This window comes from Sphingobacterium sp. Lzh-3, from assembly GCF_046764375.1.
Classification (GTDB): Bacteria; Bacteroidota; Bacteroidia; order Sphingobacteriales; family Sphingobacteriaceae; genus Sphingobacterium.
Window position 1 is genome coordinate 3,764,295 of sequence record NZ_CP177226.1, and the last position, 26,040, is coordinate 3,790,334.

The 26,040-nt window shown below is 40.2% G+C and carries 15 protein-coding genes, 1 tRNA gene and 1 riboswitch; of the genes, 7 read left to right on the forward strand and 9 right to left on the reverse strand.

Features of this window, described 5'->3' with window-relative positions; genetic code table 11:
- Positions 1-15: 15 nt before the first annotated feature.
- On the forward strand, positions 16-2,127 hold the full coding sequence (locus ACLCDV_RS15915) for a 3-hydroxyacyl-CoA dehydrogenase NAD-binding domain-containing protein (protein ID WP_411971622.1): 2,112 nt from the start codon (positions 16-18) through the stop codon (positions 2,125-2,127).
- Between the two features lie 189 nt (positions 2,128-2,316).
- On the opposite strand, the gene ACLCDV_RS15920 is transcribed toward ACLCDV_RS15915, so the two are convergent.
- The 8 genes from ACLCDV_RS15920 to ACLCDV_RS15955 form a co-directional block, all read right to left on the reverse strand.
- Positions 2,317-3,768 (reverse strand): bifunctional 2-methylcitrate dehydratase/aconitate hydratase, encoded by a 1,452-nt coding sequence (locus tag ACLCDV_RS15920; protein WP_411971623.1) that lies wholly within the window; start codon positions 3,766-3,768, stop codon positions 2,317-2,319.
- A 123-nt stretch (positions 3,769-3,891) separates the two neighbouring features.
- Complete coding sequence (gene prpC, locus ACLCDV_RS15925; RefSeq protein ID WP_411971624.1) at positions 3,892-5,043, reverse strand: 2-methylcitrate synthase; 1,152 nt, start codon at positions 5,041-5,043, stop codon at positions 3,892-3,894.
- 10 nt (positions 5,044-5,053) lie between these two features.
- The gene (prpB, locus tag ACLCDV_RS15930; RefSeq protein ID WP_343566461.1) at positions 5,054-5,929 is read right to left on the reverse strand and encodes a methylisocitrate lyase; all 876 of its coding nucleotides are present in this window, start codon (positions 5,927-5,929) and stop codon (positions 5,054-5,056) included.
- Positions 5,930-6,229: 300 nt separating this feature from the next.
- Positions 6,230-6,853, reverse strand: a complete 624-nt coding sequence (prfH, locus tag ACLCDV_RS15935) for a peptide chain release factor H (RefSeq protein WP_411971625.1) — start codon at positions 6,851-6,853, stop codon at positions 6,230-6,232.
- A gap of 4 nt (positions 6,854-6,857) precedes the next feature.
- Positions 6,858-8,249: an RtcB family protein gene (locus ACLCDV_RS15940; protein ID WP_411971626.1), complete on the reverse strand. Its 1,392-nt coding sequence runs from the start codon at positions 8,247-8,249 to the stop codon at positions 6,858-6,860.
- 523 nt (positions 8,250-8,772) lie between these two features.
- A complete protein-coding gene (locus ACLCDV_RS15945; RefSeq protein WP_411971627.1) occupies positions 8,773-10,086 on the reverse strand; it encodes a PDZ domain-containing protein in 1,314 nt (437 codons plus the stop codon).
- Between the two features lie 609 nt (positions 10,087-10,695).
- Positions 10,696-10,775: transfer RNA gene (locus tag ACLCDV_RS15950), tRNA-Leu, on the reverse strand.
- 114 nt (positions 10,776-10,889) lie between these two features.
- Positions 10,890-11,627: an SIMPL domain-containing protein gene (locus ACLCDV_RS15955; protein ID WP_333574835.1), complete on the reverse strand. Its 738-nt coding sequence runs from the start codon at positions 11,625-11,627 to the stop codon at positions 10,890-10,892.
- Between the two features lie 94 nt (positions 11,628-11,721).
- Here ACLCDV_RS15955 and ACLCDV_RS15960 point away from each other — a divergent pair, with 94 nt between their 5' ends.
- Positions 11,722-14,541 carry a prolyl oligopeptidase family serine peptidase gene (locus tag ACLCDV_RS15960; RefSeq protein WP_411971628.1) on the forward strand — a complete coding sequence of 940 codons (2,820 nt, stop codon included), beginning with the start codon at positions 11,722-11,724 and terminating at the stop codon, positions 14,539-14,541.
- A 175-nt stretch (positions 14,542-14,716) separates the two neighbouring features.
- Complete coding sequence (locus tag ACLCDV_RS15965; RefSeq protein ID WP_317665878.1) at positions 14,717-16,906, forward strand: glutamine synthetase III; 2,190 nt, start codon at positions 14,717-14,719, stop codon at positions 16,904-16,906.
- 106 nt (positions 16,907-17,012) lie between these two features.
- Here the strand turns inward: ACLCDV_RS15965 and ACLCDV_RS15970 are convergent, their stop codons facing one another.
- The gene (locus ACLCDV_RS15970) at positions 17,013-19,463 is read right to left on the reverse strand and encodes a TonB-dependent receptor domain-containing protein (protein ID WP_411971629.1); all 2,451 of its coding nucleotides are present in this window, start codon (positions 19,461-19,463) and stop codon (positions 17,013-17,015) included.
- 342 nt (positions 19,464-19,805) lie between these two features.
- Between ACLCDV_RS15970 and ACLCDV_RS15975 the strand changes: the two genes are divergently transcribed.
- The 4 genes from ACLCDV_RS15975 (at position 19,806) to ACLCDV_RS15990 (ending at position 25,988) form a co-directional block, all read left to right on the forward strand.
- Complete coding sequence (locus ACLCDV_RS15975) at positions 19,806-21,833, forward strand: FUSC family membrane protein (RefSeq protein ID WP_411971630.1); 2,028 nt, start codon at positions 19,806-19,808, stop codon at positions 21,831-21,833.
- A 180-nt stretch (positions 21,834-22,013) separates the two neighbouring features.
- Positions 22,014-22,126, forward strand: a riboswitch (SAM riboswitch).
- A gap of 255 nt (positions 22,127-22,381) precedes the next feature.
- Positions 22,382-23,692: an O-acetylhomoserine aminocarboxypropyltransferase/cysteine synthase family protein gene (locus tag ACLCDV_RS15980; protein ID WP_075993185.1), complete on the forward strand. Its 1,311-nt coding sequence runs from the start codon at positions 22,382-22,384 to the stop codon at positions 23,690-23,692.
- Positions 23,693-23,725: 33 nt separating this feature from the next.
- Positions 23,726-24,769 (forward strand): homoserine O-acetyltransferase family protein, encoded by a 1,044-nt coding sequence (locus ACLCDV_RS15985; RefSeq protein ID WP_411971631.1) that lies wholly within the window; start codon positions 23,726-23,728, stop codon positions 24,767-24,769.
- Between the two features lie 37 nt (positions 24,770-24,806).
- A complete protein-coding gene (locus ACLCDV_RS15990) occupies positions 24,807-25,988 on the forward strand; it encodes a homoserine dehydrogenase (RefSeq protein ID WP_317665873.1) in 1,182 nt (393 codons plus the stop codon).
- Positions 25,989-26,040: the final 52 nt, after the last annotated feature.

Genomic DNA, 26,040 nt, shown 5'->3' on the forward strand with positions numbered 1-26,040 from the left:
TTATCACCAAGTACAATGGATGAAAATAAATCTTATATGACCCACACGCTCTTTCGTGTAGAACAGGATAATCATCACATCATTACAATCCATCCTATATCGACAGCAGCTCCCGAGCAGTTGGATATTATAGACTATCTCACGCAATTTGTTGATTTGGTTACGTTCATTCTCGAACGGGAAGATACCATAGGTGTCGTATACAGCTGCCCGATTCAAGACAAAAAAATCGAATATACCCAATTATTTGAGCAGTTTTCTTCAAGCCGCTCAAGACCTTCGGACTTACACAAGCTTACATCAAAAGTATTGCATTGGGAAACGTTTAAAAAACCCATTGTTTCTCTCATTACAGACAATTGTACAGCTATTGCCCTAGCGACCATGCTATGGTCTAATTGTCGTATCGCCTCCGAAAAACTTCAGTTTGGCTTTCCGGAGAGTAAGTATGGTTTGTTTACAGCTTTTGGTACAACGATCTATTTACCAGCATTGATAGGTACTGAAAATGCCCTAAATCTGCTGACACAAAGCAAACTTCTGAGCAGTGAAGAAGCCCATAAACTTGGCTTAATCAATGAATTGACGCAGAATCCCAGCGATAGCCTATCACTAGCAATAAACTGGATACTTAATCTACCCAGTACCAATGCTGGCCATCACACAGAACAAATGGACGAATTGACGCCCGAGGCAATTCTCACCATCCAAAAAAAAGCACGCGGTTTATACCCCGGTACAAACGCAGTTATTGAATTATTACAAAGAAGATTATTATGTACACCGTTTGACGCCGCCGAAAAGGAAGCAAATTTATACCTGCAAGTCTTAAATCGCCCCGAGCCACTCAGCATGGTCCGTACACTTCATTACGCTGTCCAATTAGCAAAATCACCCAACAGTATAAAACATATTGGGGACTATAGCCCCAAAAAAATAGGCATACTGGGCGCCGGAATGATGGGCTCGGGGATTGCTTATGAGGCCGCCAGAGCAGGAATAGAAGTTGCTTTAAAAGACGTTACACTTCCCCAAGCCGAACGGGGCAAAGCTTATTCTAGCCAGGTTTGTGAAAAATTACTGGCTTTAGGGGCCATGACCCCATCACAACGGGAGCAATTGCTTGCACGCATAAAACCAACTGACCAAGTCGATGACCTTTATGGATCTGACTGCATTATTGAAGCTGTATTTGAAGATTTTCATCTAAAGGCTGAGGTGACAAAAGAAAGCCTACCCTATTTAAACGAAAATGGCTTTTTCGCTACAAATACCACTTCATTACCTATTACTGAGCTTGCTAAAGCAACCAACGATCCTGAAAATTTTATAGGGATGCATTTCTTTTCCCCTGTTGACCGCATGCCCCTTGTCGAAATCATCTGCGGTAAACAAACTGAGCAAAAAACCTTAGAGAAAGCACTTACCACAGCTTTACGCCTCAATAAAATTCCAATAGTCGTGCAGGATGGTCCGGGCTTTTTCACCTCGCGTATTTTCTTCAATTATTTACTCGAAGGTATTACAATGGTACTGGAAGGCATCTCACCGACACTGGTCGAAGAGGAAGCGATGGCTGCAGGATTTGCCGTGGGCCCATTGGCAGTATTGGATGAGATATCATTGGAATTGATGCTCCATGTTTATGATCAACTCCCACAACTTCATGCCAGCCAAAAGCGCGCTTACAATTACCTCAAAGATATGGTTGATCAAGGGAGAAAAGGAAAAAAATCAAGCGCCGGATTCTACGATTATGACATTGAAACCAAAAAGAAAACCATTTGGAAAACCCCTGTAATTACAGCTGCAAAAGAAAATGTAACACCTTCAATCATCCGGAAACGGTTGTTGCATGTCATGGCATTGGACAGCTATCGGTGTCTCGCAGAAGGCGTACTCAATCAACCCATCGATGGCGATATTGGTTCTATTTTAGGTGTAGGGTATGCATCCTATACAGGTGGCGTATTTGGACATATCGACCGCACAACGCTTCCTATTTTCATTGCGGAATGCGAAGACTTTCAGGCCAAAGGTGAGCAATGGGAAATACCAGAATCTTTAAGAGAACTGGCAAAAAAGAATTTCAGATTTTATAGTGGTTTTGACTCAAATTGGCGATAGATTAGCCAATCTATGTTCTTTCGTCTAAAGAAGCGTGCATGAGCTGTTTAAGTGCATTAAAGTATCAGGTAATCATAAAAACAAAAGGTTGCAACCTCAAAAAGAATATTTGGTGTAGTTAACGCTGTAATAGAAACGAAAGCAGGGGTGACAAACAAATAGTTTGATCACCCCGTCCTCTCCATATCATTAGCGCACAAACAAATCCATCAGCTGTGAAAAATCCTGTTCGATAAAAGTATCGTAGTCCAAAGTAGCTCTAAGTATTTCCTTTTGCTGTTTTTCAGAAAATACCCGAGCAAGATTTGTTTTGTATTTTTCGATTAATTTAGGGATTCCCTCCGCCCTACGCCTAGGATGGCCTATCGGGTATTCAACGACCAATTCAGGCAATATTGTGCCGTCAATCAGTTCAATTGTTAAAGCATTTGATATGGCACGTTTCTGTGGGTCGTGATAGTCAGCAGTGAATTGAGCATCTTCCACGCAGGAGATCTTATCGCGCAGTGCATCAATTCTTGGATCCGAAGCGATATGGTTTTCATAGTCATCAGCCGTCAAACGGCCGAAGATCAACGGAACAGCCACCATGTATTGGATACAATGATCACGGTCTGCAGGGTTATGTAAAGGTCCCTTTTTATCAATAATCCGGATAGCAGCTTCATGTGTACGAATGGTTACACGGGCGATATCTGAACTGCTTTTTCCAAATTCTTTCAGTTGTTGATGAAGTTGCATAGCAGCTTCCGCTGCTGTCTGTGCATGGAATTCTGCGGGAAATGAAATTTTGAAAAGAATATTTTCCATCACATAAGATCCATATCCCCGCTGAAACTTAAATGGATTTCCGTTAAAAGACACATCATAAAATCCCCAAACTGGTGCTGTCAAAACAGATGGATAGCCCATTTCTCCAGTTTTTGCGATCAAGGCCAATCGGACAGCACGCGAAGTTGCATCGCCGGCTGCCCAAGATTTTCGGCTACCGGTATTTGGTGCATGCCGGTAAGTGCGTAAAGCTTGCCCATCGACAAAAGCCAAAGAAACCGCGTTGAGCAGCTCTTCTCTTGTGAGGCCAATGAGCCTACCCACGACCGCTGTTGAAGCCACCTTCACCAAAATAACATGGTCTAGCCCCACTTTATTAAACGAGTTTTCAAGCGCTAAAACACCTTGTATCTCATGAGCCATAATCATCGCCTCGAGTACCGTCCTAGCCTTCAGCGGTTTTTGACCATTCGCAATATTCGTTCGGCTCAACCAGTCTGCCACAGCTAAAATTCCCCCCAGATTGTCGGATGGATGGCCCCATTCTGCTGCCAGCCAGGTATCATTAAAATCTAACCATCGAACAATCGTGCCGATATTGAATGCTGCCTGAACGGGATCCAATTGAAAATCTGTACCCGGCACCCGGGCACCGTTCGGCACAATGGTCCCGGCCACAACTGGCCCCAACAATTTAGTACAGGCAGGATAGGTTAATGCTTCCAAGCCGCAGCCTATTGTGTCAAGAAAGCAGTAAAACGCCGTATTCCAAGCGACCTTTTCCTCAATTTTATAATTTAGGACATAGTCCACAATGTCCACTAAAACCTGATCCGGTTGTGGTCTTTCATTTGATATTGCTGAACTCATTCGTGTATTTCGTATAAGACTCTCGTTCTATTTATTAATATAATTCGTTTTTTCCTGCGCTAAATTCTTCCTTAAAGCCCCCTGTTCAGAAAGCACCTTTTAACGCCTTTTCCCGATCCAAATTTACCGTTCGGAAAGAGGTACAAACGGTCTGTCCTCAGGACCAACATAGTTTGCACTTGGCCGGATAATTTTTCCATCCTGACGCTGTTCGAAAACATGCGCTGACCAGCCAGTAATACGCGAGAGAACAAATAATGGCGTAAACATCTCCGTTGGAATGCCCATAATATGATAGGCCACGGCAGAGTACCAGTCCAGGTTCGGAAACATTTTCTTTTCCTCCCACATGACTTTTTCTAACCGCTCAGCGATCAGGTAGAGCGTCATGTCGCCCGCTTCTTCCGACAGCTCTTTTGCCACTTGTTTTATCACTTGATTTCTTGGATCCGAGATTGTGTATACAGGATGGCCAAAACCAATAATGACTTCTTTGTTTGCCAATCGCTTCCGGATATCCGCTTCCGCCTCATCAGCATTTGCATAACGACTCTGAATTTCGAAAGCGACCTCATTGGCTCCGCCATGCTTAGGCCCCCGTAGCGCACCTATTGCCCCTGCTATACAGGAATACATATCTGATCCTGTACCGGCAATTACCCGTGCGGTGAATGTAGATGCATTAAACTCATGTTCAGCATATAAATTGAGTGAAATCTGCATCGCTCTTACCCAAGAAGACGATGGCGATTTTCCGTGTAGCAGATGCAAAAAATGACCGCCCAAGGTTGCATCTGCTGTCTCTACCTGCACCTCACGTCCATGCTGACTAAAATGATACCAGTATAACAGTGCTGAGGCCATCGAAGCCATCAGGCGAGTTGCAATGTCACGGGCACCAGCAACGGGATGACTGTCTTTCTCGGGCGAAACACTGCCGAAAAAAGAAACATAAGTCCGTAAAACATCCATGGCATGTGCCGTCGATGGCAATTGCTTGAGGACCTGTTGAACAGTTATAGGCAGGCCACGTTGACTGATCAGCTGACTTTGATAATTGACGAGCTGGGCCTGTGTTGGTAGACTTCCATAAATAAGTAAATAAGCGACCTCTTCAAAACTTGCCTGATTTGCCAGATCCAAAATATCATAGCCCCTATAATGCAGATCATTACCACTTTTTCCGACAGTGCTCAAAGCCGTATTACCAGCTGCTACGCCAGAGAGTGCTACACTTTTTTTGGGCTTAAAACCTGTGCTGTTTGTCTCTTCCATCTGAATATAATTATTTGTTAAACAATTGATCCAATCGATTTTCATAGGCATAATAATCGATACTTCTGTATAACTCTTCTCTCGTCTGCATGTCGTTGATCACATTAAGCTGCCCACCGTCCTCCCGAATGTGACGATAAACAGTTGTAGCCGCTTTATTAGCTGCGCGGAAAGCAGAGAGTGGATAAAGAACAATAGAAACATCGGCCTGACGTAGTTCATTCAGGCTAAACAACGGTGTTTGTCCAAATTCGGTGATATTCGCCAAAATAGGAAGGCCAGTTGCCGCACTAAATTGAACGTATTGCTCCAAATGATGTACTGCTTCAGCAAAAATAAAGTCCGCTCCAGCTTCTTTATAAGCCACCGCTCTTTCCAAAGCAAGTTCAAGGCCTTCAGAAGCAAGTGCATCTGTACGTGCACCAATGGCAAAATGCTCATCCGTTCGTGCATCCACCGCCGCCTTTAGGCGGTCAACCATTTCAGATCGAGAAACGAGCTCTTTCCCAGGCCGGTGACCACAACGTTTAGCCCCCACCTGATCCTCCATGTGAACTGCCGCTGCGCCCACTTTAATTAAAGACTTTATTGTACGTGCCACATTGAATGCCGAAGGACCGAAGCCAGTATCAATATCCACCAGCAAAGGAAGTTTACACACATTTGTAATGCGATCCACATCAATCAAAACATCCTGAAGTGTTGTAATCCCAAGATCTGGAATTCCCAGTGAACCTGCTGCAACACCACCTCCAGAAAGATAAATAGCTTTAAAACCAGCCTGTTCAGCCAAAAGCGCATGATTAGCATTAATCGCTCCAACAATTTGTAATGGTTTTTCATTCTTGATCGCTTCCTTAAAAAGGAAGCCAGGGGATTTTATCATAATATCGAATTTGAAATTCCAAGCCCTATAGCTTTCTCTTGATACATGCTACAGCGACTACTTAAGTTTACTTAGTCTGAAGAACTCCTTTTTAGACCCTTCCTCTTAAAGATAGGAATTATCAACGCAATAAAGCAAATTATTTTCTACACCAAAGGTAAATCACAGAAGAAAATACGGCTAAAAAACAAAACCAGCATACCCCCTAATTCAAGGGGCCTTGAACTTATGGTTCAAAGCCCCTATCAAAACCCAATTGATTTCATGGATTGTCAATTGGGATCCAATGCTCAAGAAATATTATTTTTCGACAAAATTACGTCCAACAAAGACCCGTTTCGCCTGTCCTCGAGTCACCTCGATTTGGTTTTTCCATTTTTGTTCTTTGGCCGTATTTAACTCAACGCTTTCCAAATCCCGCAGACGTGCAGCCAAGCGCAGCATTGCGATCTCTTTATTCTGCAATTGCGATCTCGTATCCATCACCTGAACACTTATCCCTGTCGGAGCATGCGTCGCTCTAACGCCAGAACTTACTTTATTGACATGCTGTCCACCTGCACCGCTACTTCGCATCGTTTGGAAATATACATCCTTCACATCCAACACCTTTTCCTTTTCAAACGGATGATACGTTTTAACTTCAACAAACCAATTCTTCCGTTTGTGCAAAGGACGAAAAGGGCTTTTACACACCCAACAGATTGTACCAATCCAATGATCAATCAATTGATCCATATCTTTTCCGCTCAATCTGACAATTAACGAACAAGGAAGTCCATCAACTTCTTCTGTTTTTATTTCCGTAACTTCAACTCCTACTCTACTCCCTTCAAAAGAGATTCTGTCGACTACCAACCTAACGGCCATATTACATTCCTTAGGACCTCGTCCCGAAGAAATTTGTAAATACCTTTGTTTCATTACCTTATTTGTCCATACGTACAATCTTCGGACTGAACGTTCCGAGAACAGTTACCAACTCCTGCTGTAATTTCATCACCCGATGAATATCTTTATACGCACGTGGTGATTCATCCAACGCGCCGCCGATCAATTCCACACCATGTGCTTCCAGATCTTTCAGCATAGCGCTTTTTGTCAAATTATTTTTGCAGGCAGATCTCGACATGACACGCCCAGCTCCATGGGATGCAGACTCTAAACTTAAGGGGTTTCCCGTTCCCTCAACAATGAACCCTGGTGCTGTCATCGAGCCGGGAATCACCCCCAGCACGCCCTTGCCTGCAGGTGTTGCTCCCTTCCGATGAACAATGCATTCCTCCCCATTCACGAATTCCTTCCATGCGAAATTATGATGGTTTTCGATCGTTACCACAGGATTACCGCCAAGTGCTTTAGCCAGACGTCGGTGGATGTCCGCATGACAGGCCTGGGCATACTCTCCAGCCAAATTCATTGCCATCCAGTATTCTTGTCCTTCTTGGCTTGCTAAATCCAACCAGGCCAAATGTTGGACATGACGTGGTAATGGACATTGTTGCGCCGCAAGGCTTGTGTAATGCTTAGCGATATTCGCCCCCAAACCTCGAGAGCCGCTATGGGATAAAATCCCCAGGTACTGTCCTGGATTTATCCCCCATTCCTCCCGCACCGTTTGAAGCTCAACAATGCCCAATTCGACAAAGTGATTCCCGCTACCAGAAGTCCCAAATTGCCTGTAAGCTTTACCCAACAGGGATTTTAATAGTGGGATTTCCTGAAATTCAGTTCTACTGAAAACAACATGGTCATGCTTATCACGATGTGTGTCATTTAAACCAAATTTGGTATTTTCCTTCAATATATTTTTCAGTTGGAACTCCCTCCCTTTGAAATAACTGCCTGGTAAGTCGAATATCGACAGGCTCATCCGACAACCAATATCTACGCCTACACCATAGGGTATAACGGCATTTTCTGTGGCCAGGACCCCGCCGATGGGAAGTCCATAACCTGTATGTGCATCCGGCATCAGTGCACCTTGTCTTGAAATAGGCAATCTCAGTGCATCATACAACTGTCTTTTTGCCTGCTCATCAATTTCATTTTCACCAAATATGCTAAATGGAGCACAATGTGAATGAAGCGCCTGCATGCGTACTTCAACAGGTTTAACAAGTCCTTCAGAGACTTTACCCCATATTTTATGCCCCATAAATCGCTCTGGAGCTTCTATCAACTCAGCAAGTTCAAGAAGAATGGTTTCCTTCTTTTCCTTCTTCCGATATCTTGTGATCAGCCCTAAAGCTGTATTAACTATATTATTTTGTGGAAAACCTATTTTTACGAGATCTTTTCCAGCTAATTTACTTCCCATTTTTATAAAAAATATAAATAATTGGCCATCAATTTCTTTTTGGAAATTGGCTGCCTTTTTGAAAAAATTTCGGGAATGTTCTTTTGGGATTACGATTCTATTAAGCATTTTTTCTTAATGCACAGTCAATTACTCCTAAAGAGTCGAACGCACCTGTTTTTCAAAAACGCTGCAGCCCTGAAGAGATTTGATTGTCTAAATAGAAACGAAAATCCGGAAAATTAAAAAGCCCGAATGAACTTCGGCTTTTTCATCTGTATAAATTGGTGTTTTCAAAAGAAGTAAAGCGACCTGATTATTCACTCCAGCGGATTGAACAAACACGATGCGCTCCTATTTTGAAGAGTATCTTAAATAGGACGAAAAGCACGAAGATTGCTTTCGGCAAATCCATTTGCCTTAAAAGCTTGCTGTGTTATTATTCTAGCGACCAACATATCTTCTCGTGTTTAAATTATTAAAATAGTATTATCAAGCGCAAATATAAGTAAGTTCAGTTTAAAATAGAAAAATGTGCTAAAATTTAATCCGAGTTAAATGGCAGTGGATCTTTTAACACAAATTTAAAGTCAAGTATATTTCCATCCCTTGTCACACGAAAGCGCATATCCTTGCCCTCTTCTGATTTAAAAAGATTATGAATCGATTCCAGGGAAAATGAAGATGCAGATCGACCGTTGATCTTCACAACTTTATCTCCCGGCAGTAGTCCTGCGATTGCTGCAGGTGAACCATCACGAACAGTCGCAACTTTGTACATATTTCGAAGTACAAAGCGATACTGCACGCTATTACCCATTCTTACCTCGGTACCGCCATCCTTTTGCAGAACGACAGGTATTTCTTCTTTTTCGTATTTAATACCATCATGGATAATTTCCAGTCCACTCATATTCAGATAATAAAAGCGATCAAAATCTTTATTCTTGTGAAGATATATCGACTTGTTGGGATAATCGAATACGACCTTGAATCGGCGTAACAACTCGTTTCCAATGGAACCTATTCTTTCGCTCACAAATGTTGCATGCTGTAACGAGCTCAATTCGGGATAGGCTACCAGGGGATAGTTCATTGTAAACGGCCCAAGTTCGAGTGATCGGATTCGATTTCTTTTTCCATAAATCTCACCGTTAAAACCCTGCCCTATGTAGTCATCAATAAATGGAGGCTTAATATCAAAATTGTTTAGCTTTGAAGGAATAAGCATTAAGGCATCGCTATTTCCCATATCGATCAATACACGACCATCAATAGCCATATCTCCCTGTTTAAAAGCAACCGAAGTATAGGGACGACTATTTAAAATATCCAGCGGCAAACGCTGCATCTTCTCGAGGCCCTTAGGTAAGTTACCCTTAGGATATAAGGTGATGCGATGTTTTTGAAAATCCATTTCTATCATTTGGTTTTCAAAAAAACGACTTCCCATAATTCCATTCACTTCCACTCCTATCCTTGTAGAAATATCAATATGCGCATTTTGAAGAATATAGATCGGTTGGTCTAAATCTTCATATACCCCAGCAATATTCACCTGATTATGTATGGATAGATAACCATCCAGGCCCTCGTCCCTACCCAATCCCTGAAATTTATTAACAAAAACAACACTATCAATTGACTTTAATGTTTCCCCAAATATCATGGTTTCTTTAACCCCCGTATCCAACAGGAAGTTCATCATATATCCATTCACCTGCACAGGTACAATGACCAGATTATGTACGAAAAGAAAAGGAATTTTAACATTCTTTTTTCCGTTTAAGACAAACCCCACTTGCCCCCTAGTAATGAAAAAACACAACAGTGCCAGCGATAAAAAAACTGTTTTCATCCAAGTTTATATTTGGTATTTCCAATTTAAACAAGAAAATTCAGATTAAAGAAAGTTTATAAAAAAAAGCCCATCTTATTGCCAATTCGACAGTAGTTAATTTATCTTTCTTATCTACAAGTCTGGTTCAAGATTATACCTTCGTTACCGTTTCTGTGCTATTTTATTGCTGTTTTATTGCTGTTTTATCGTTAAAATACCAAAGAATAAACAAAGAAACACCAAAGAAACGGCAAACGAATACCGAAGAAGGTCTAATGAAAGTAGCTACAATAAGCGAAGAAACACCAAAGAACAAGCAATAGCAGCAGCAACCTAGAATCAAATAGTGACCAAATTAGATCTTAAGACAGTACTTATTCAGTGCTTGCTCAGTGCTCGTTCAGTGATTGTTCAGTGATCATTCAGTACAAATTGAATAAGCACTGACTGATCACTGTCTAAAGATTGATCGAAAATTGTTACTACGTATAAGTTGATGTTAGGATGTATCTGTTTTAGTACCTACCTTGATCAGTTATAATCCGGAACTTGTGGCAATCTTCAGGTCAGACACCACATAAACGTACAAAAAAAAGCCTCTTTACTGTAAGTAAAGAGGCTTTTTAGTACCCGGAGCCGGAGTCGAACCGGCACGGTTTCCCACTGGTGTTTGAGACCAGCGCGTCTACCAATTCCGCCATCCGGGCATATCCGTTTGGGATGATGCAAAAGTAGGTTTTTTATTGAAAAGGAGAAAACTTTTTGAACAAATTTTCAATGAAAAACAATATAGAACTGAAATTCAGTCGAATAATTTTTCATTAGTCACTCAAAAAACTTGCTTTAACCGTGATATTAGCTGTTTTTTTTCTCGAGCTTGTATTAAATGCACCGCCAGAAGAGTACTCTTCGTTGTCGTTTTGTCCTGTTATCTGAAAAATTCCGAGATCGGCCTTTACCAGATTACCTAATCTGGCATTCGATTCCTTTGCAATATTGTCTGCACGTTGATGTGCATTTTTTGAAGCCTGTGAAATAAGTTCCAATTTCAGATCCTCTAGCTTAGAGTAATAATAATTGGGGGTGCTGGAGCTAAGTTCTATCCCTTTGGAAATTAATGTCGATATTTCTCGTGAGGCATTGTCTACTTTATTTAAGTCTTTTGATTCGACACTTACGGCCTGCGATAAGGTATAACCGGAAAAAGTATTATAACCATTCCCCTTTCCATCTGTATGATATTCGAAATCTTTGGCAATATTAACGGCCTCGAAACGGATCTCGTCGGCTTTAACCCCCTGTTGCACTAAAAAATCCCGCACCAAATCACGATCCGTAGCCAATTGTGCTGAAGCGGCACTCAATTCATAATTCTTTCGGCTAAAAGTAGCACTCCATTTGACTAGATCGGATTCGAAATCTTTTTTGGCATTACCATTAACAGTGATTGTCTGCGTCGATTTAAACTTATAGCGATAAGCTGTACCTAATATCCAGGTACCAAGCAAGAGCACAGCGCCCATTACAATCGAAATAATAACAGCGGATGATGATTTCATAACCAGTTTTTTATGTTTACGTAACAATGAATATACCAAAAAATCGAAGTTTATTTATTTTTTATGAATAAATTGCGACAAAAAGGTTTAAAATATGAATAAGAAAAGTATCTGTATTCCATTTTGTTTTCTGGCAGCATTCGCTGCCCATGCACAAAAGAAACCATTGGATCATACGGTATATGATAGTTGGCAAAGCGTATCATCGCCCTATATCAGTAAATCGGGAAAATTTGTCCTGTTTCAGGTCGTCCCACAAGAAGGCGATAATCAGCTTTTTCTCAAAACCAAAGAAAACAAAGAACTCATTCAAATTCCCCGCGGATATAATGGAAAACTGACAGATACCGAAAACCATCTGCTAAGTTTGGTCAAAGCGCCATTTGCCGTAACCCGCGAAGCCAAAATCAAAAAGAAGAAAGCGGAAGAACTCCCAAAAGATTCATTGGCGATCTACAATTTAACGACTTCATCCCTTGTCAAATTTGCGCAGGTAAAATCTTACAAAATTGCCGATCAAAACAACAATTTCGTTTCTTTTCTTTTTGACAAGGAAATAAATGAAAAATCTGATCCAAAAACGGCCACTGATGCCCCATCAGCAAAGAAAAGCAGCGATAAAAAGAAAAAAACAGTTGCAACATTGGCTCTATATGATTTGAATTCCGGTGATTCGGTACAATTTTCATCCGTAGACCAATACGAATGGAATAAAAACGGATCAAAAATTGTTTTTTCAAAAAAAACAGAGTCTAAAGATAGCCTGTCAAAAGATTCCGGAGTCTACCTCTACGAAATAGCAACTAAAAAGCTCAAAAAAATATCAAATGGGAAAGGCAATTATAAAAATTTCAAATTTGATGAATCAGGCAATCAGCTCGCTTACCTAGGGGATCTCTCCAATGAAAAGGCATTGCTGAAAAATTATAATTTATATTACTATACAAATGGTATCGATACAGCCCAATACCTCGCAACAAAAACCAGCAATGGTATACCTAAAAACTGGGCTGTTAGTGGGGATGGTGATATCCGTTTCAGCAAAAATGGAGAGAAGTTATTTTTCGGCATAGCACCAATACCGCGTGTCAAAGACACCACTTTGGTTGATTTTGAACATGCTAAAGTAGACGTTTGGAACTGGCAAGACGATTATTTACAGCCCATGCAGTTGGTCAATTTAAAGAAAGACCTTGCAAGAAACTTCTTAGCGGTTACTTACCCCAAATACAACCGTAACATTATACCCCTGACGGACCAAACATTTAACTCCACCGCACTTACACCGGACGGAAATGAAGAGTATATCTTAGCGCGCACTGATTTTGGCAAGCGCATCGCAAGTCAATGGGAAGGCAGTACAAGAGACGACATCTATCTGGTTTCGACAAAAACAGGAAATAAAGAGTTAATCCTTTCAAACTTTTCGGGAAATGCAATCTTAAGTCCTGACGCAAAATACATCGTATATTTCGACCAAGATAAAGGAAGCTGGAATTCCTATCAGGTTAGTTCAAAGAAAAAGACAGTGCTAAATGACGGCATACCGGCGTCCTTTGCCGATGAGGAAAATGATATGCCTACCTCCGCGAAAGGATACGGAATGGCCGCATGGAGTCCAGACTTTAAAGGCATTTATGTCAATTCGAGATATGATATCTGGTATTTTAATTTGGACGGTTCCAGCAAATCCATCTTGACCAACGGCTATGGAGCTGCATCACAAACAACTTTTCGCTACTTGCCTTTAAAAAGAGAAGAAGATCGCGAACAAGCCACAACACTTGACTATAAAAAGGGTGGTTTTCTAACTTCTTTTGACAATAAAACCAAAGAGTCTGGTTTCTACCAGTTCAAGGGACAGCATAACGATCCAAAAAGTCTTTTGGTAGCGGCAAAAACTTTCAAGAATATCAGCTCATCAGCAGATCAACAGACGATACTGTACAGTAAAGAGGATTATATAAATTCGCCGAATATCTACACCAATACCATCAAGTTCAAAGACGAATTACAGTTATCCAATATTAATCAGCAACAGGCTAATTACAATTGGGGTACAGCGGAGCTTGTTCACTGGACAACCCCTGAAGGAAATCAGGCAGAGGGAATTCTTTATAAACCAGAAAATTTTGATCCTGCAAAAAAATATCCGATTATAGCTTACTTCTATGAAAAGCTTTCCGATGGATTATATACGTATCAACCTCCTGCCCCTACACCATCACGTTTGAACATCCCCTATTTTGTAAGCAACGAATACCTTGTATTTGCACCAAATATAAGCTACAAAACAGGGCACCCGGGTAAATCAGCTGAAGAATATATCAATTCCGGAATGAGATACCTCGCTCAGAATGCCTGGGTTGATAGCACGAAGATGGGGATACAGGGGCAAAGTTGGGGCGGCTATCAAGTTGCTCACCTCATTACGCGGACCAATATGTATGCTGCAGCGTGGACTGGCGCTCCTGTTGTCAACATGACCTCTGCCTATGGCGGAATACGCTGGCAGACCGGTATGTCGCGCCAATTCCAATACGAACATACACAAAGCCGCATCGGAAAAACCCTATGGGAAGCTCCGGAACTGTATATCGAAAATTCACCTTTATTCCATTTAGATAAAGTTAAAACTCCTGTTGTCATTATGGCCAATGACAATGACGGGGCCGTGCCATGGTATCAAGGTATTGAAATGTTTACTGCATTGCGCCGATTGAACAAACCCGTATGGATGCTAAATTATAATGGGGATGAACATAACCTCATGCTGCGGCAAAACCGCAAGGATATACAAATTCGCGAGCAGCAGTTCTTCGATCATTTCCTAAAAGGTGCCCCCGCTCCTGCCTGGATGAAGAAAGGAGTACCTGCCACCGAAAAAGGTATAGACTGGGGATTCGAATTATAACACAAAACAATAAAAAAGGTGTGATTTATACAAATCACACCTTTTTTATTAGCCAAAAAACATAATTTTTGAATTATTTCACAAAAAACATCAAAAAAAATTTCAGTTTTCAATAAAAACACAATATTTTTGAAAAACAAAATCAACAAAACTGTAATTTAACTACAAAATACAAATGTCGAACCTAAGATTCAAAGCAGTAGAAGCAGCAGGCTCACGCCAAATTGCTTCATTTGAAAAAGTTGAAACTAAAAAAGCAACTGACATCTACGGAAAGAATGTTTTTTCCGTAAACAAAATGAAAGACTACCTTCCTAAAAATTCATACAAGGAGTTAGTTGCATCCATTGAAGAGGGACAGATTATTTCAAGAGATTTGGCTGAACACATTTCACAGGCCATGAAAACTTGGGCACTTAACCACGGCGTTTCTCATTACACACACTGGTTTCAACCGCTGACAGGTTCGACTGCTGAAAAACATGATGCTTTTTTTGAGCCAGACGAAAACGGTGAAGCCATTGAAAAGTTTACAGCTGACGCACTGGTTCAACAAGAGCCCGATGCATCTTCTTTCCCAAATGGTGGTATCCGTAATACGTTCGAAGCTAGAGGTTATACAGCTTGGGATCCATCTTCCCCTGCATTCATTTACGAAACAGGCGCTGGTAAAACATTATGTATCCCAACGGTTTTTGTTTCCTATACGGGTGAATCATTAGACTATAAAGCTCCTTTATTGAAAGCGATCAACGCTGTAGATAAAGCTGCTACAGATGTCGCTCAATATTTTGATAAATCGGTCACTAAAGTAAACGCTTCTCTTGGTATTGAACAGGAATATTTCTTGGTTGACCTTTCCTTATATAATGCTCGTCCAGATCTTCAGTTAACTGGCCGTACCTTATTTGGCCACATGTCGGCAAAAGGCCAACAATTGGAAGACCACTATTTTGGTGCAATTCCAGAGCGCGTATTAGCTTACATGGTGGATTTGGAAAATGAAGCGTTAAAATTAGGTATTCCTTTAAAGACTCGTCACAACGAAGTTGCACCTTCTCAATTTGAATGTGCTCCAATGTACGAAGAAATCAACCTGGCTATCGATCACAACCAATTGTTGATGAATCTCATGGAACAAGTTGCTTTAAGACACAACTTCAAAGTATTGTTGCATGAAAAACCATACTCCGGTGTCAACGGATCTGGTAAACACAACAACTGGTCTTTAATCACAAATACCGGTGTAAATTTATTATCTCCTGGAAAAACGCCTAAAAACAATTTGATGTTCTTGACTTTCTTTGTCAATACCATTAAAGCTGTTTATGAATATGCTGATTTAATGCGCGCTTCTATTGCTAGTGCAAGTAACGATCACCGTCTAGGTGCAAATGAGGCTCCGCCAGCAATTATTTCAATTTTCTTAGGTTCTCAATTGGATGAGCTTTTAGAAGAAGTTGAATCTGCTCGTGTTGCTAAAAAAGTAAAAGCAGAGGCAAACTTATGGCATGGTATTCCTAAGGTTCCTGAATTAAAATTGGACAATACAGACCGGAACCGTACTTCGCCATTTGCTTTTACAGGTAACAAGTTTGAGTTCCGCGCTGTTGGTTCTTCTGCAAACTCGGCTCTACCGATGACCGTGTTGAATGCAATCGTTGCAGCGCAATTGATCGAGTTCAAAACAGAAGTAGACAAACAAATCAAAAAAGGCACCAAAAAAGATCTTGCGATCTTAAATGTTGTCCGCAAATACATCAAAGATTCAAAAGCTATCCGCTTTGAAGGCAATGGATATAGCGAAGAATGGGAAAAAGAAGCTGAAGCACGTGGTCTTTCTAACATCAAATCTACACCTAAAGCATTAGATGTTTATGTAAAAGAAGAATCTTTAGCTTTATTTGAATCATTAGGTATTTATACCAAACGTGAATCAGAAGCTCGCCACGAAATCTTGCTTGAAAACTTCTATAAAAAATTACAGATTGAGGCGCGCGTCATTGAAGAAATGGTTAACAACCAAATTGCTCCTGCATGTTTCATTTATCAAAACGAATTGATTGAAAACGTCAAAGGATTAAAAGACCTTGGTCTAGCACAGGCAGCATTCAGCTCTCAATTGAACTTTGTAGAACGTATTTCGACACACGTAAATACCATCTTGGAGCAAGCTGAAGCAATGCGTCAAGAACGTAAAAAAGCAAATCAAATTGATGACGTACGCGAAAAATCAATCGCTTACGATGAATCGGTTAAACCGTATTTCGATGTGATCCGTTATCATGTCAACAAATTGGAGAAAATTGTTGATGACAAAAAATGGCCTCTTCCAAAATTGAGAGAGATCTTATTTTTAAGTTAAGATAACTTCCCTAAAACACAAAGAGCCTGCGATATCCCAGGCTCTTTGTGTTTTAGGGAAACGTTCGCTATCTCTCGCTCCTTATCTCCCCTCACAACAGTAGCTCCTATTTTTTTAACCGATTATCTTCCTCATTATTACCAGCCTTCTTATTGACTGACTTAATATTCATATTACCAAAACGATAAGAAACTGACAATCGGATAACCCGACTATCATATCCATTGCGGATACGATAGTATCCATTTTCCTGATAACTCGACAATCTGCGCTGACCTCTTGTATTCAACACATCATTTACAGCCAGCTTCACATTCAATTTTTTGTCAAGAAATGTTTTTCCGGCACCAAGATCGATACCATAGTAAGACTGAAAACTAAATACCCCATAAACTGCCGGCGAAAAATAATTAGCTGTCAGCTCCAGGTTTGTTGTTTCCCCAATTCGAATATCATGATTGGAACTTACCTGGAACGATAACTTTTCCAATTGGCGTTGCGCTCCGGACTGCTCATCAAAACTAAACTTATTATAAAAAGCGCTGGCATTGTTAGAAATACTCCACCATTTAAAAAGCTTAACTGGTATATTGACATTCATGTTGTAATAATCAAAATAAGCCAGGTTTCGGTCTGTCTGTGCAATAGCTTTGGTCTCCGAATTGCTTTCTATGACCTGAGTGATGGCATCGTTGGTCCTCTTGTAGCCCAAACTCAATAAATAGCGTTCTTTAAAAGTATAATTTACTTCATACGAATTAGTATATTGTGGATTTAAATAAGGGTTGCCATACTGATACGTGTATTGATCCAAATAATACACAAAGGGATTCAATGACCCATAATCAGGGCGGTCAATACGTCTGCTATAACTCGCTCCAAGCTTGTGATTATCATTAATCTGTTGCTGTACAAATATGGATGGAAAAAAATCGGTATAGGTCCGTTTTGTTTGTTGCCCTAGCGTCACCGAATTTCCCATGGAGCTCGTATTTTCAACACGCAGTCCAGTTTGTACGGAAAACTTTCCGAACGATTTATTTAGGCTGAAATAAGCTGCAGCTATATTTTCATTATACAAAAACTGATTACTTTGACCATTATTTTGCACAAACTCGCCTTGCTGATCCTGATCTTCATACAACAAATTATTATCTGTTTTTACGCGGCTATATTTTAAGCCCGCCTCAAGTTTCGTCGTTTTATTAAAAGGATGCACAAAATCAGTTTTAAAAACTAATATGTTTGTCTTAGAAAGCATATCATTTCGGAAAATATTCGGTGATTTAAATTCCTCCCAATTTGCGTCCAGAAAACGGTTTCCAACGGTGCTATTGTCATTATTTTTCGAATATGAATAATCCCCGTTAACGGTCAATTCAGTCCCTAAAGTATCAAATGTCTTTTTGTAGTTAAGATTATAAGTGAGGTAATGGTATTTAAAATCTGACAAATTGCTTCCTAATACAATCGAATCAAGCTTACCTTTTTGAGAGGCGATCAGATTACTTCCCTCGCGTGTTGAATGTCCATTACTTACGTTACCGTTAACCACAAATCCAATGATCTCCTGTTTTCCCAGGTTAAAATCTGCCGCAAATTTGAAATTATGGCCTCGATAGCGGAATTTCGAATAAGAATCCGAATTGAAAAAAGTCGTTCCATTTTTGGTATCTACAGCCCTATCGATATCTAAATCATTAAAGCCTAAGGTATTTGCGTAGTTATAGGAAGAGAATAAGTTCACCCAATTGTTGCGATGGTTTATTAGAAAACCACCATCCGCCTTTGTATATTTACCCTGCCCTAAATTGAGGTTTAAACTAACATTACTTCCAAATTGCGTATTCTTCTTTGTCTTAATATTAATAATCCCTGCATTCCCAGCCGCATCGTATTTTGCGGGTGGATTGGTGAGCACCTCGATTGACGCTATTGCATTTGAAGCCGTATTTTCCAATAATCGCGATACTTCATCCGCAGAAAGATAGGTCGGCTTACCATCAATCATGATAATCACATTACTTTTTCCACGCAAATTGATCTTTTTGTTGTCTAAAGTTACCCCTGGAACCTTTTGCAAGAGTTCCAATGCGTTATTCCCTGTCGCCAAAATACTGTTTTCCACATTGAGGACAACTTTATCGAGATGACTCTCAATCAATGGTTTCTTTCCGACCACCTGTGCCTCACTCAGCACTTTAGTCTCCATCTGTAAACGAATCGTATCCAGCACCTTGAGATCGCCCGCACTCAGCGCCATTTCCCCTGAACGATAAATAGCGTAACCCACCGTGGACACCTGTAGGCTGTATTTCCCTTCCGGTATCGCAGACAACATAATTTCTCCATTTTCGTTGGATAATGTTCCTTTTAACAAGATATCATTGGGCTTACGAAACAGTGAAATATTTGCAGCCGCAATAGGCTGATTATCTTGTCCAACAACGACTGTACGTAATCTCCCTCCGTCAGATTGTGCAGAGACAGTCCTACCCATAGAAAACAGGAATAAAACAAGTGAAAATAAGAGCAAATTAATTTTTTGTGGTTTCATAATGTAATTTCTTTAGGCTATCGATTAGATAGTCAACTTCATAATAATGACAACAAACCTCGTGTATTCATTACACGTAGACCAGTAGAAATAGATCGATCGTCCAATTTACTCGGTAGACAACCCAATAACATCGGTAAACCATATCCCTCACTGATCGATGTTAAAGCCGGTAAATTATCCCAGCTAATCTTGAATCTCCAAAAAGCACAGCGCAAGAGAAGCACATCGAATCAAAATAAAAATTCAAAAAATAAACAAAAATCAAAACAGATAAATTGTATACAAAAAATATTAAGCATAATATTTGTATTTTTGCACAGAAAATTAGCAAACTGATTGATGAACACTGTATCCTTGAAGAAAAGACTCTACCGTATTTATATCCTAATGATACGATTTATGCAAGGCGAGCATTCTGGAGACGCTTTACGTAATGTTTTCATCAGTATCATCCCAAGTTTAGCTCTCTACTTATTGGGAGCGCAAGCGAGCACGGCAATTGGAATCGGTGTCGGATCGTTGTTAACAACACTCACAGATCCTCCTGGAAACAGAAAAGATAAACTTTCTTCGGCTCTTGTCTGCATCCCCACCTTCTTTGTTGCCTCATTGTTTACAGCGATTGTATTTCCATATCATTGGCCCTTGGTGATATTGCTAGCGGCGGCGGGTTTTATCTGTACGTTATACGGTATTTTTGGAGCTCGTTATGCTGCAATTGGAAACATGACATTGATTCTCATGAGTTTTGTGATCGGAATGGCCCCACAACAGCCCTTTGCTGTTAGTTTACAGATTACAACAGGATCCATTATATATTACTTTTTTAGCCTTTTACAGGCCTATATACAACCTTATCGCTCGCTAAAACATGCGATGGCCAATGGTTTTCATGGATTGTCCCAATTTCTATTGATACGATCCCAGTCTTACGATCCCGATATTCCTTTGAATATAACGTACAGTCGCGTAGGCAAAATTCATGGCCAGATCAGCGAACAACAGGAACAAATCAGGTCCCTTCTTTTTCGAGAAAAAAAAATCATAAGTCAACAGTGGCATAAAAGCAATTATTGGCTCAGTCAAGTTTATGGGTTAATTGACCTCCATGAGTTAATTATTGCACTCGATCACGACTATGATGCGATTCGCAAAAACCTTGCAGATACGGGCAGCCTCCCTTTAATTCGTCAAACAATCAAATTATTAGCTTTAGAAATTGATAGCTTTTCACAACCTAACAAGAGGTTTCGGTATGCACATCAATTATATCATAATAACTTTAAAATTAATGCCCTCTTACAGGATTTAAAAGAAATTCAAGAAGAGCAGGCCTGTCAAGCAAAAAGTATATTATGTTCGATCATAAGCAACATCGAAGCAATTATTGATGTACTCAACCGAATTCAGGTGGCTTTTTATCAAAATCAGGAAATCCAGGATAAGATTGACAGCAGTGAGTACCAACAATTTATCAATCGACCTTTGCGCAATCTCGCTGATCTAAAAAGTAAACTCCATCTGAATAACCCGCTTTTTCGATTTGCCGTTCGGATGGCTCTTCTTTTTGGAACAGGCGCATTGATCGGTATTTTGTTTCTGGATTTTAAATATACCTATTGGATCTTATTGACGATCGCTATTGTTGCCAGACCAGCATTTTCAATGACAAAAAAGCGTAATATAGAGCGTATTGTAGGCACATTCTCGGGTATAATAGTTGGCATATTCTGCTTAATTGCTATTCATTTTCTCCCGGCTCTTCTTACCATAGCTGCATTAGGTCTTTTCGGATTCTTTTTATTCAATCGATCTAATTACATGGTCAGTGTCATCTTTATTACCTTGGGAATTGTGATTGCGCTCAATTTGTTTGAAGGCAATATCAATCTCATTTTAGGCAGCCGAATGCTTTTTACACTTATTGGAGCATTCTTGGCTATAGCAGGTTATTTCTTGATACCTGTACGCCAGAGCACTGGCATGGTTCAGCTGGCAAAAGAGGTATCTCTTTACAACGAACATTATTTCCAGATCATCAATAACCGTCTGTCGGACGAAAGACAAAGTTCCTTTGATATACGACTGGCTCGCAAAAAAGCACAGACTGCCATGGCCCTGTTTTCGGACGCTATCAATGAAATGAAAAAAGAACCCGAGCATAAATGGATGGATTGGTCACATATCCACCATTTTCAGGCACTCTCTTATCAGGTCAACTCCCATTTGGTGGGTCTTTCGCTATCGTTAAACAAAAAGACGAATCACCACCTGACGTATGATATCCATAGTAGAATTGATGCACTTAAACCTCTTTTAACAGATTTAAATCAAATTGCAGAACGGATCAACTTAAAGAAATCATAATACCCGATTGGCAGTTACTTATCTAGTTTCATGGGACAATATGTGATCCGATCGGTATGTTATTCAAAATTCCTTTAACTAAAAAATAGCTTTTCTTTTGCTTTAATAAAAAAAGAATTTATATTTGTATCGTCTTCGAAAGAAGATTCTAATCAACACCTCCCTTAATCAGTAGGTCTTGATTTATAAAGAAGTGGCGAGAGACTGGCTCAATGACCCACTGGCAACCTTCAATTTGTTTGAAAAGGTGCCAATTCCTGTCCAAAACAATATCGTTTTGGAGCATATAAATAACATAAGACAATGATTATTAAACTACTGAAGTCCATTAAAAATTCAGGTTCAACACAAGTGAGCCGCACGATAAGCGAAAGTGTAAGCCATCATACCACTGTATTGATGCGAATGCGTATGCATATGCACTTCCACGCTTGTTAAAAATCATTTCCTTTTTCTTGGATAAAGATTTAACAGACCCTTCAAGGAGGTGTGTATGCTTCTCTTTTTACTTAGCAATTTCTTTTTGAACCCTTAAAATCTGATATATTATGTCTTCAAACAAAAATTTAAAATTCGAAACTCTTCAGGTTCACGCTGGCCAAGTCGCTGACCCTACTACGGGATCTAGAGCAGTTCCTATATATCAAACAACATCTTTTGTATTTGAAAATGCCGAACACGGCGCAAACTTATTTGCATTAAAGCAGTTCGGCAATATTTATACACGGATTATGAATCCTACTACGGATGTTTTCGAACAACGTATTGCGGCACTGGAAGGTGGAGTCGCGGCTGTTGCTGTTGCATCTGGCCAGGCGGCACAGTTTATTGCATTAAATAATATCTTGGAAAGTGGTGACAATTTTGTTGCCGGATCCAACTTATACGGCGGTACATTCAACCAGTTTAAAGTTTCTTTTAAACGCCTGGGCATCGAAGCTCGATTTGCAACGGACGCCGAGGCAGATAAAATTGAAGCCCTCATTGATGATAAAACAAAGGCCATCTATGTTGAAACAATTGGAAACCCAAGTTTCAATATTCCAGACTTTGAGAAAATTGCTGCAGTAGCGAAAAAATATGACCTACCGTTAATCGTCGATAATACTTTTGGCGCTGGAGGTTATTTATTTAAACCTTTGGAGTATGGTGCAAATGTGGTGGTTGAATCGGCTACTAAATGGATCGGTGGACATGGTACAAGCATTGGCGGTGTCATCGTCGACGGCGGAAACTATAATTGGGGCAACGGAAAATACCCGCAATTTTCCGAACCATCTGAAGGCTATCATGGCTTAGTTTTTTCCGAAGTTTTCGGTGAAGGCGGACCGTTTGGAAATATCCAATTTGCCATTCGGGCACGTGTGGAAGGGCTTCGGGATTTCGGACCAGCACTCTCCCCTTTCAATTCATTCTTATTATTACAAGGACTTGAAACCCTATCTTTGCGGGTACAACGCCATGTAGACAACACTTTAGAGGTAGCTAAATGGCTTGAGGCGCATCCACAGGTAGAAAAAGTAAATTATCCGGGCTTAAAAAGCTCTCCGAGTTTCGCTAACGCACAAAAATACCTTAAAAATGGCTATGGAGCAGTGCTTTCTTTTCAGCTCAAAGGTGACGCAGCACAAAAGGCCAATAGCTTTATCGACAGCTTAGAATTAATCAGTCACCTGGCCAATGTTGGTGATACGAAGTCATTGATTATCCATCCGGCAGCGACTACTCACCAACAATTGAGTGATGAAGATCAGGCAAATGCTGGAGTGTTCAAAGGTTTATTACGTCTTTCTGTAGGAATAGAACATATTGATGACATCAAAGCTGATTTACAACAAGCTTTTGATAAAATTAAATAATCAGATTTTTTCGGCTTAAAACGTAAACGTAAAATGAGTAAGCATATTTATCTGCACCCGGAGCCTTTTGTATTTGAAAATGGAAGAGAGCTTACTGATTTACAAATCAGTTATGAAACATTTGGCAAACCCAACGCAGATCGCAGTAATGTGATCTGGGTTTGCCATGCACTAACGGCCAATGCGGATGTACTGGATTGGTGGTCAGGTCTTTTTGGAACAGGTGAATTGTTTGATTCAAACGATTATTATATTATCTGCGCCAATGTCATCGGATCAGCATATAATAGCAGTAATCCGCTATCTATAAACCCAGCTACTGGACAACCTTACTACTTATCTTTTCCTGAATTTACAGTAAGGGATTTGGTCAAAGCCCATCAATCTCTTGCAGACCACCTGGATATCAAACAAATAGAGATCCTTATTGGGGGCTCATTGGGCGGTCAACAAGCATTGGAATGGGCCGTATCGCACAGTATAGCCATCAACCATCTAATCGTCGTTGGAACAAATGCCGTCCATTCACCATGGGGTATTGCATTCAATGAAAGTCAACGTCTTGCCATTACAACTGATCGAACCTTTTACGCCAATCATCCCGATGGCGGAGCTAAGGGTTTAAAAGTTGCACGCGCTATGGCACTGTTGTCTTACCGCAACTATACAACGTATGCCAACACACAAAAGGAGGATGATAAAGAAAAACTCGATCATTATAAAGCATCCTCCTATCAAAACTATCAGGGTGAAAAATTGGTGAAACGCTATAATGCGTACAGCTATTACTTCCTAACCAAAGCAATGGACAGCCATAATTTGGGTCGTGGAAGACGATCTATCGAATCCGCTTTAGCGAGCATCGACTGCCCAACTTTAGTGCTGAGCGTCAATACAGATTTGTTGTTTCCTCCACAAGAGCAACAATTTATCGCTCAACATATTCCCAATGCCCACTACCAGGAGATTGAATCTACCTATGGTCACGATGGATTTTTGATCGAAACAAAAAAACTCACTAAAATTATCAGCAGCTTTCTGCAGGAGCAAAAAGTGTACATCAACGAATTAGTATAAGAGAATAAAATACATATAAGAGAATTTAAGAAGAGATATGAGTAATAAATTAACAATAGGGATGTTTGGGTTTGGTGTTGTAGGCCAAGGTCTTTACGATATCATCAAAACTAAAAATCTTAATCTGGAGATCAAGAAATTTGTCATTAAAAACGGTGATAAAAAACGCTCGCTACCAGCAGATCTATTTTCTACCGACGCGGAGACAATTTTAGGTGACCCAGACATTAATACTGTTGTCGAACTGATAGATGATGCCGAAGCAGCCTATCAACTAACTGTTCGTGCCTTGAAATCAGGTAAAAATGTGGTATCTGCCAATAAAAAAATGATTGCCAGCCATTTGGAAGAGCTAGTTGATATTCAACATGAATATGGCACCAGTTTATTGTACGAAGGTGCAGTTTGCGGAAGTATTCCCATTATACGGAATTTAGAAGAGTACTATGACAATGAATTACTTCATTCTGTCAGCGGTATTTTTAATGGATCGTCCAACTATATTTTATCTAAAGTTTTCAATGAAAACCAGCAATATACAGATGCTTTAAAGAAAGCGCAAGAACTTGGTTTTGCTGAGACAGATCCCACCCTTGATGTCGGTGGGTTTGACCCAAAATTTAAAGTATGTATTGTTGCTTCCCATGCGTACGGGATCTATGTCAAACCAGACGATGTCTTTAATATTGGTATAGACAAATTGGGACAGCAAGATATTCGTTTTGCTAAAGAAAAGAACCTCAAGATCAAATTGATACCAACAGCGAAAGAGATCGACGGCAATAAAGTTGTACTTTACGTATTACCACGCCTAGTAGGCAAAGACAGCATGCTTTATAATGTAGAAAATGAGAACAATGGTGTATTGGTAAAAGCAGCCTTTGCAGACGAACAATTTTTCTATGGTAAAGGAGCCGGTGGCCACCCGACGGGCTCTGCTGTGCTATCGGATATCGCTGCCCTTCGCTATGGATACCGCTATGAATACAAAAAACATTTGGAATCCAGCACATTAAATTATAGCCAAGATTATTTAATTAAGGTTTATTTGAGATACACCGATGATGCACTGATTGAAAAGTTAAATTTCGGTGAAATCACAGAACGATATTACGCACCAGATTTCAAATATGTCATAGGACATATTAATCTTCAACAAATCGCAGCTCACAAAGCCGATTTGGATCAAGAAGGCAATTTTATTGCTGAAATCGCGTAGGCAATCAACAAACCAACCTACCTTGAAAATAGCCCCGAATGGGGCTATTTTT

Excerpts from the sequence above, each read along its gene's own strand:
- ACLCDV_RS15965 (WP_317665878.1), top strand. The coding sequence starts at position 14,717 with ATGTCGAACCTAAGATTCAAAGCAGTAGAAGCAGCAGGCTCACGCCAA.
- ACLCDV_RS15945 (WP_411971627.1), bottom strand. The coding sequence starts at position 10,086 with ATGAAAACAGTTTTTTTATCGCTGGCACTGTTGTGTTTTTTCATTACT.
- ACLCDV_RS15915 (WP_411971622.1), top strand. The coding sequence starts at position 16 with ATGGATGAAAATAAATCTTATATGACCCACACGCTCTTTCGTGTAGAA.
- ACLCDV_RS15955 (WP_333574835.1), bottom strand. The coding sequence starts at position 11,627 with ATGAAATCATCATCCGCTGTTATTATTTCGATTGTAATGGGCGCTGTG.
- ACLCDV_RS15960 (WP_411971628.1), top strand. The coding sequence starts at position 11,722 with ATGAATAAGAAAAGTATCTGTATTCCATTTTGTTTTCTGGCAGCATTC.
- ACLCDV_RS15975 (WP_411971630.1), top strand. The coding sequence starts at position 19,806 with ATGAACACTGTATCCTTGAAGAAAAGACTCTACCGTATTTATATCCTA.
- ACLCDV_RS15920 (WP_411971623.1), bottom strand. The coding sequence starts at position 3,768 with ATGAGTTCAGCAATATCAAATGAAAGACCACAACCGGATCAGGTTTTA.
- ACLCDV_RS15970 (WP_411971629.1), bottom strand. The coding sequence starts at position 19,463 with ATGAAACCACAAAAAATTAATTTGCTCTTATTTTCACTTGTTTTATTC.
- ACLCDV_RS15980 (WP_075993185.1), top strand. The coding sequence starts at position 22,382 with ATGTCTTCAAACAAAAATTTAAAATTCGAAACTCTTCAGGTTCACGCT.
- ACLCDV_RS15985 (WP_411971631.1), top strand. The coding sequence starts at position 23,726 with ATGAGTAAGCATATTTATCTGCACCCGGAGCCTTTTGTATTTGAAAAT.
- ACLCDV_RS15990 (WP_317665873.1), top strand. The coding sequence starts at position 24,807 with ATGAGTAATAAATTAACAATAGGGATGTTTGGGTTTGGTGTTGTAGGC.
- prfH (WP_411971625.1), bottom strand. The coding sequence starts at position 6,853 with ATGAAACAAAGGTATTTACAAATTTCTTCGGGACGAGGTCCTAAGGAA.
- ACLCDV_RS15940 (WP_411971626.1), bottom strand. The coding sequence starts at position 8,249 with ATGGGAAGTAAATTAGCTGGAAAAGATCTCGTAAAAATAGGTTTTCCA.
- prpB (WP_343566461.1), bottom strand. The coding sequence starts at position 5,929 with ATGATAAAATCCCCTGGCTTCCTTTTTAAGGAAGCGATCAAGAATGAA.
- prpC (WP_411971624.1), bottom strand. The coding sequence starts at position 5,043 with ATGGAAGAGACAAACAGCACAGGTTTTAAGCCCAAAAAAAGTGTAGCA.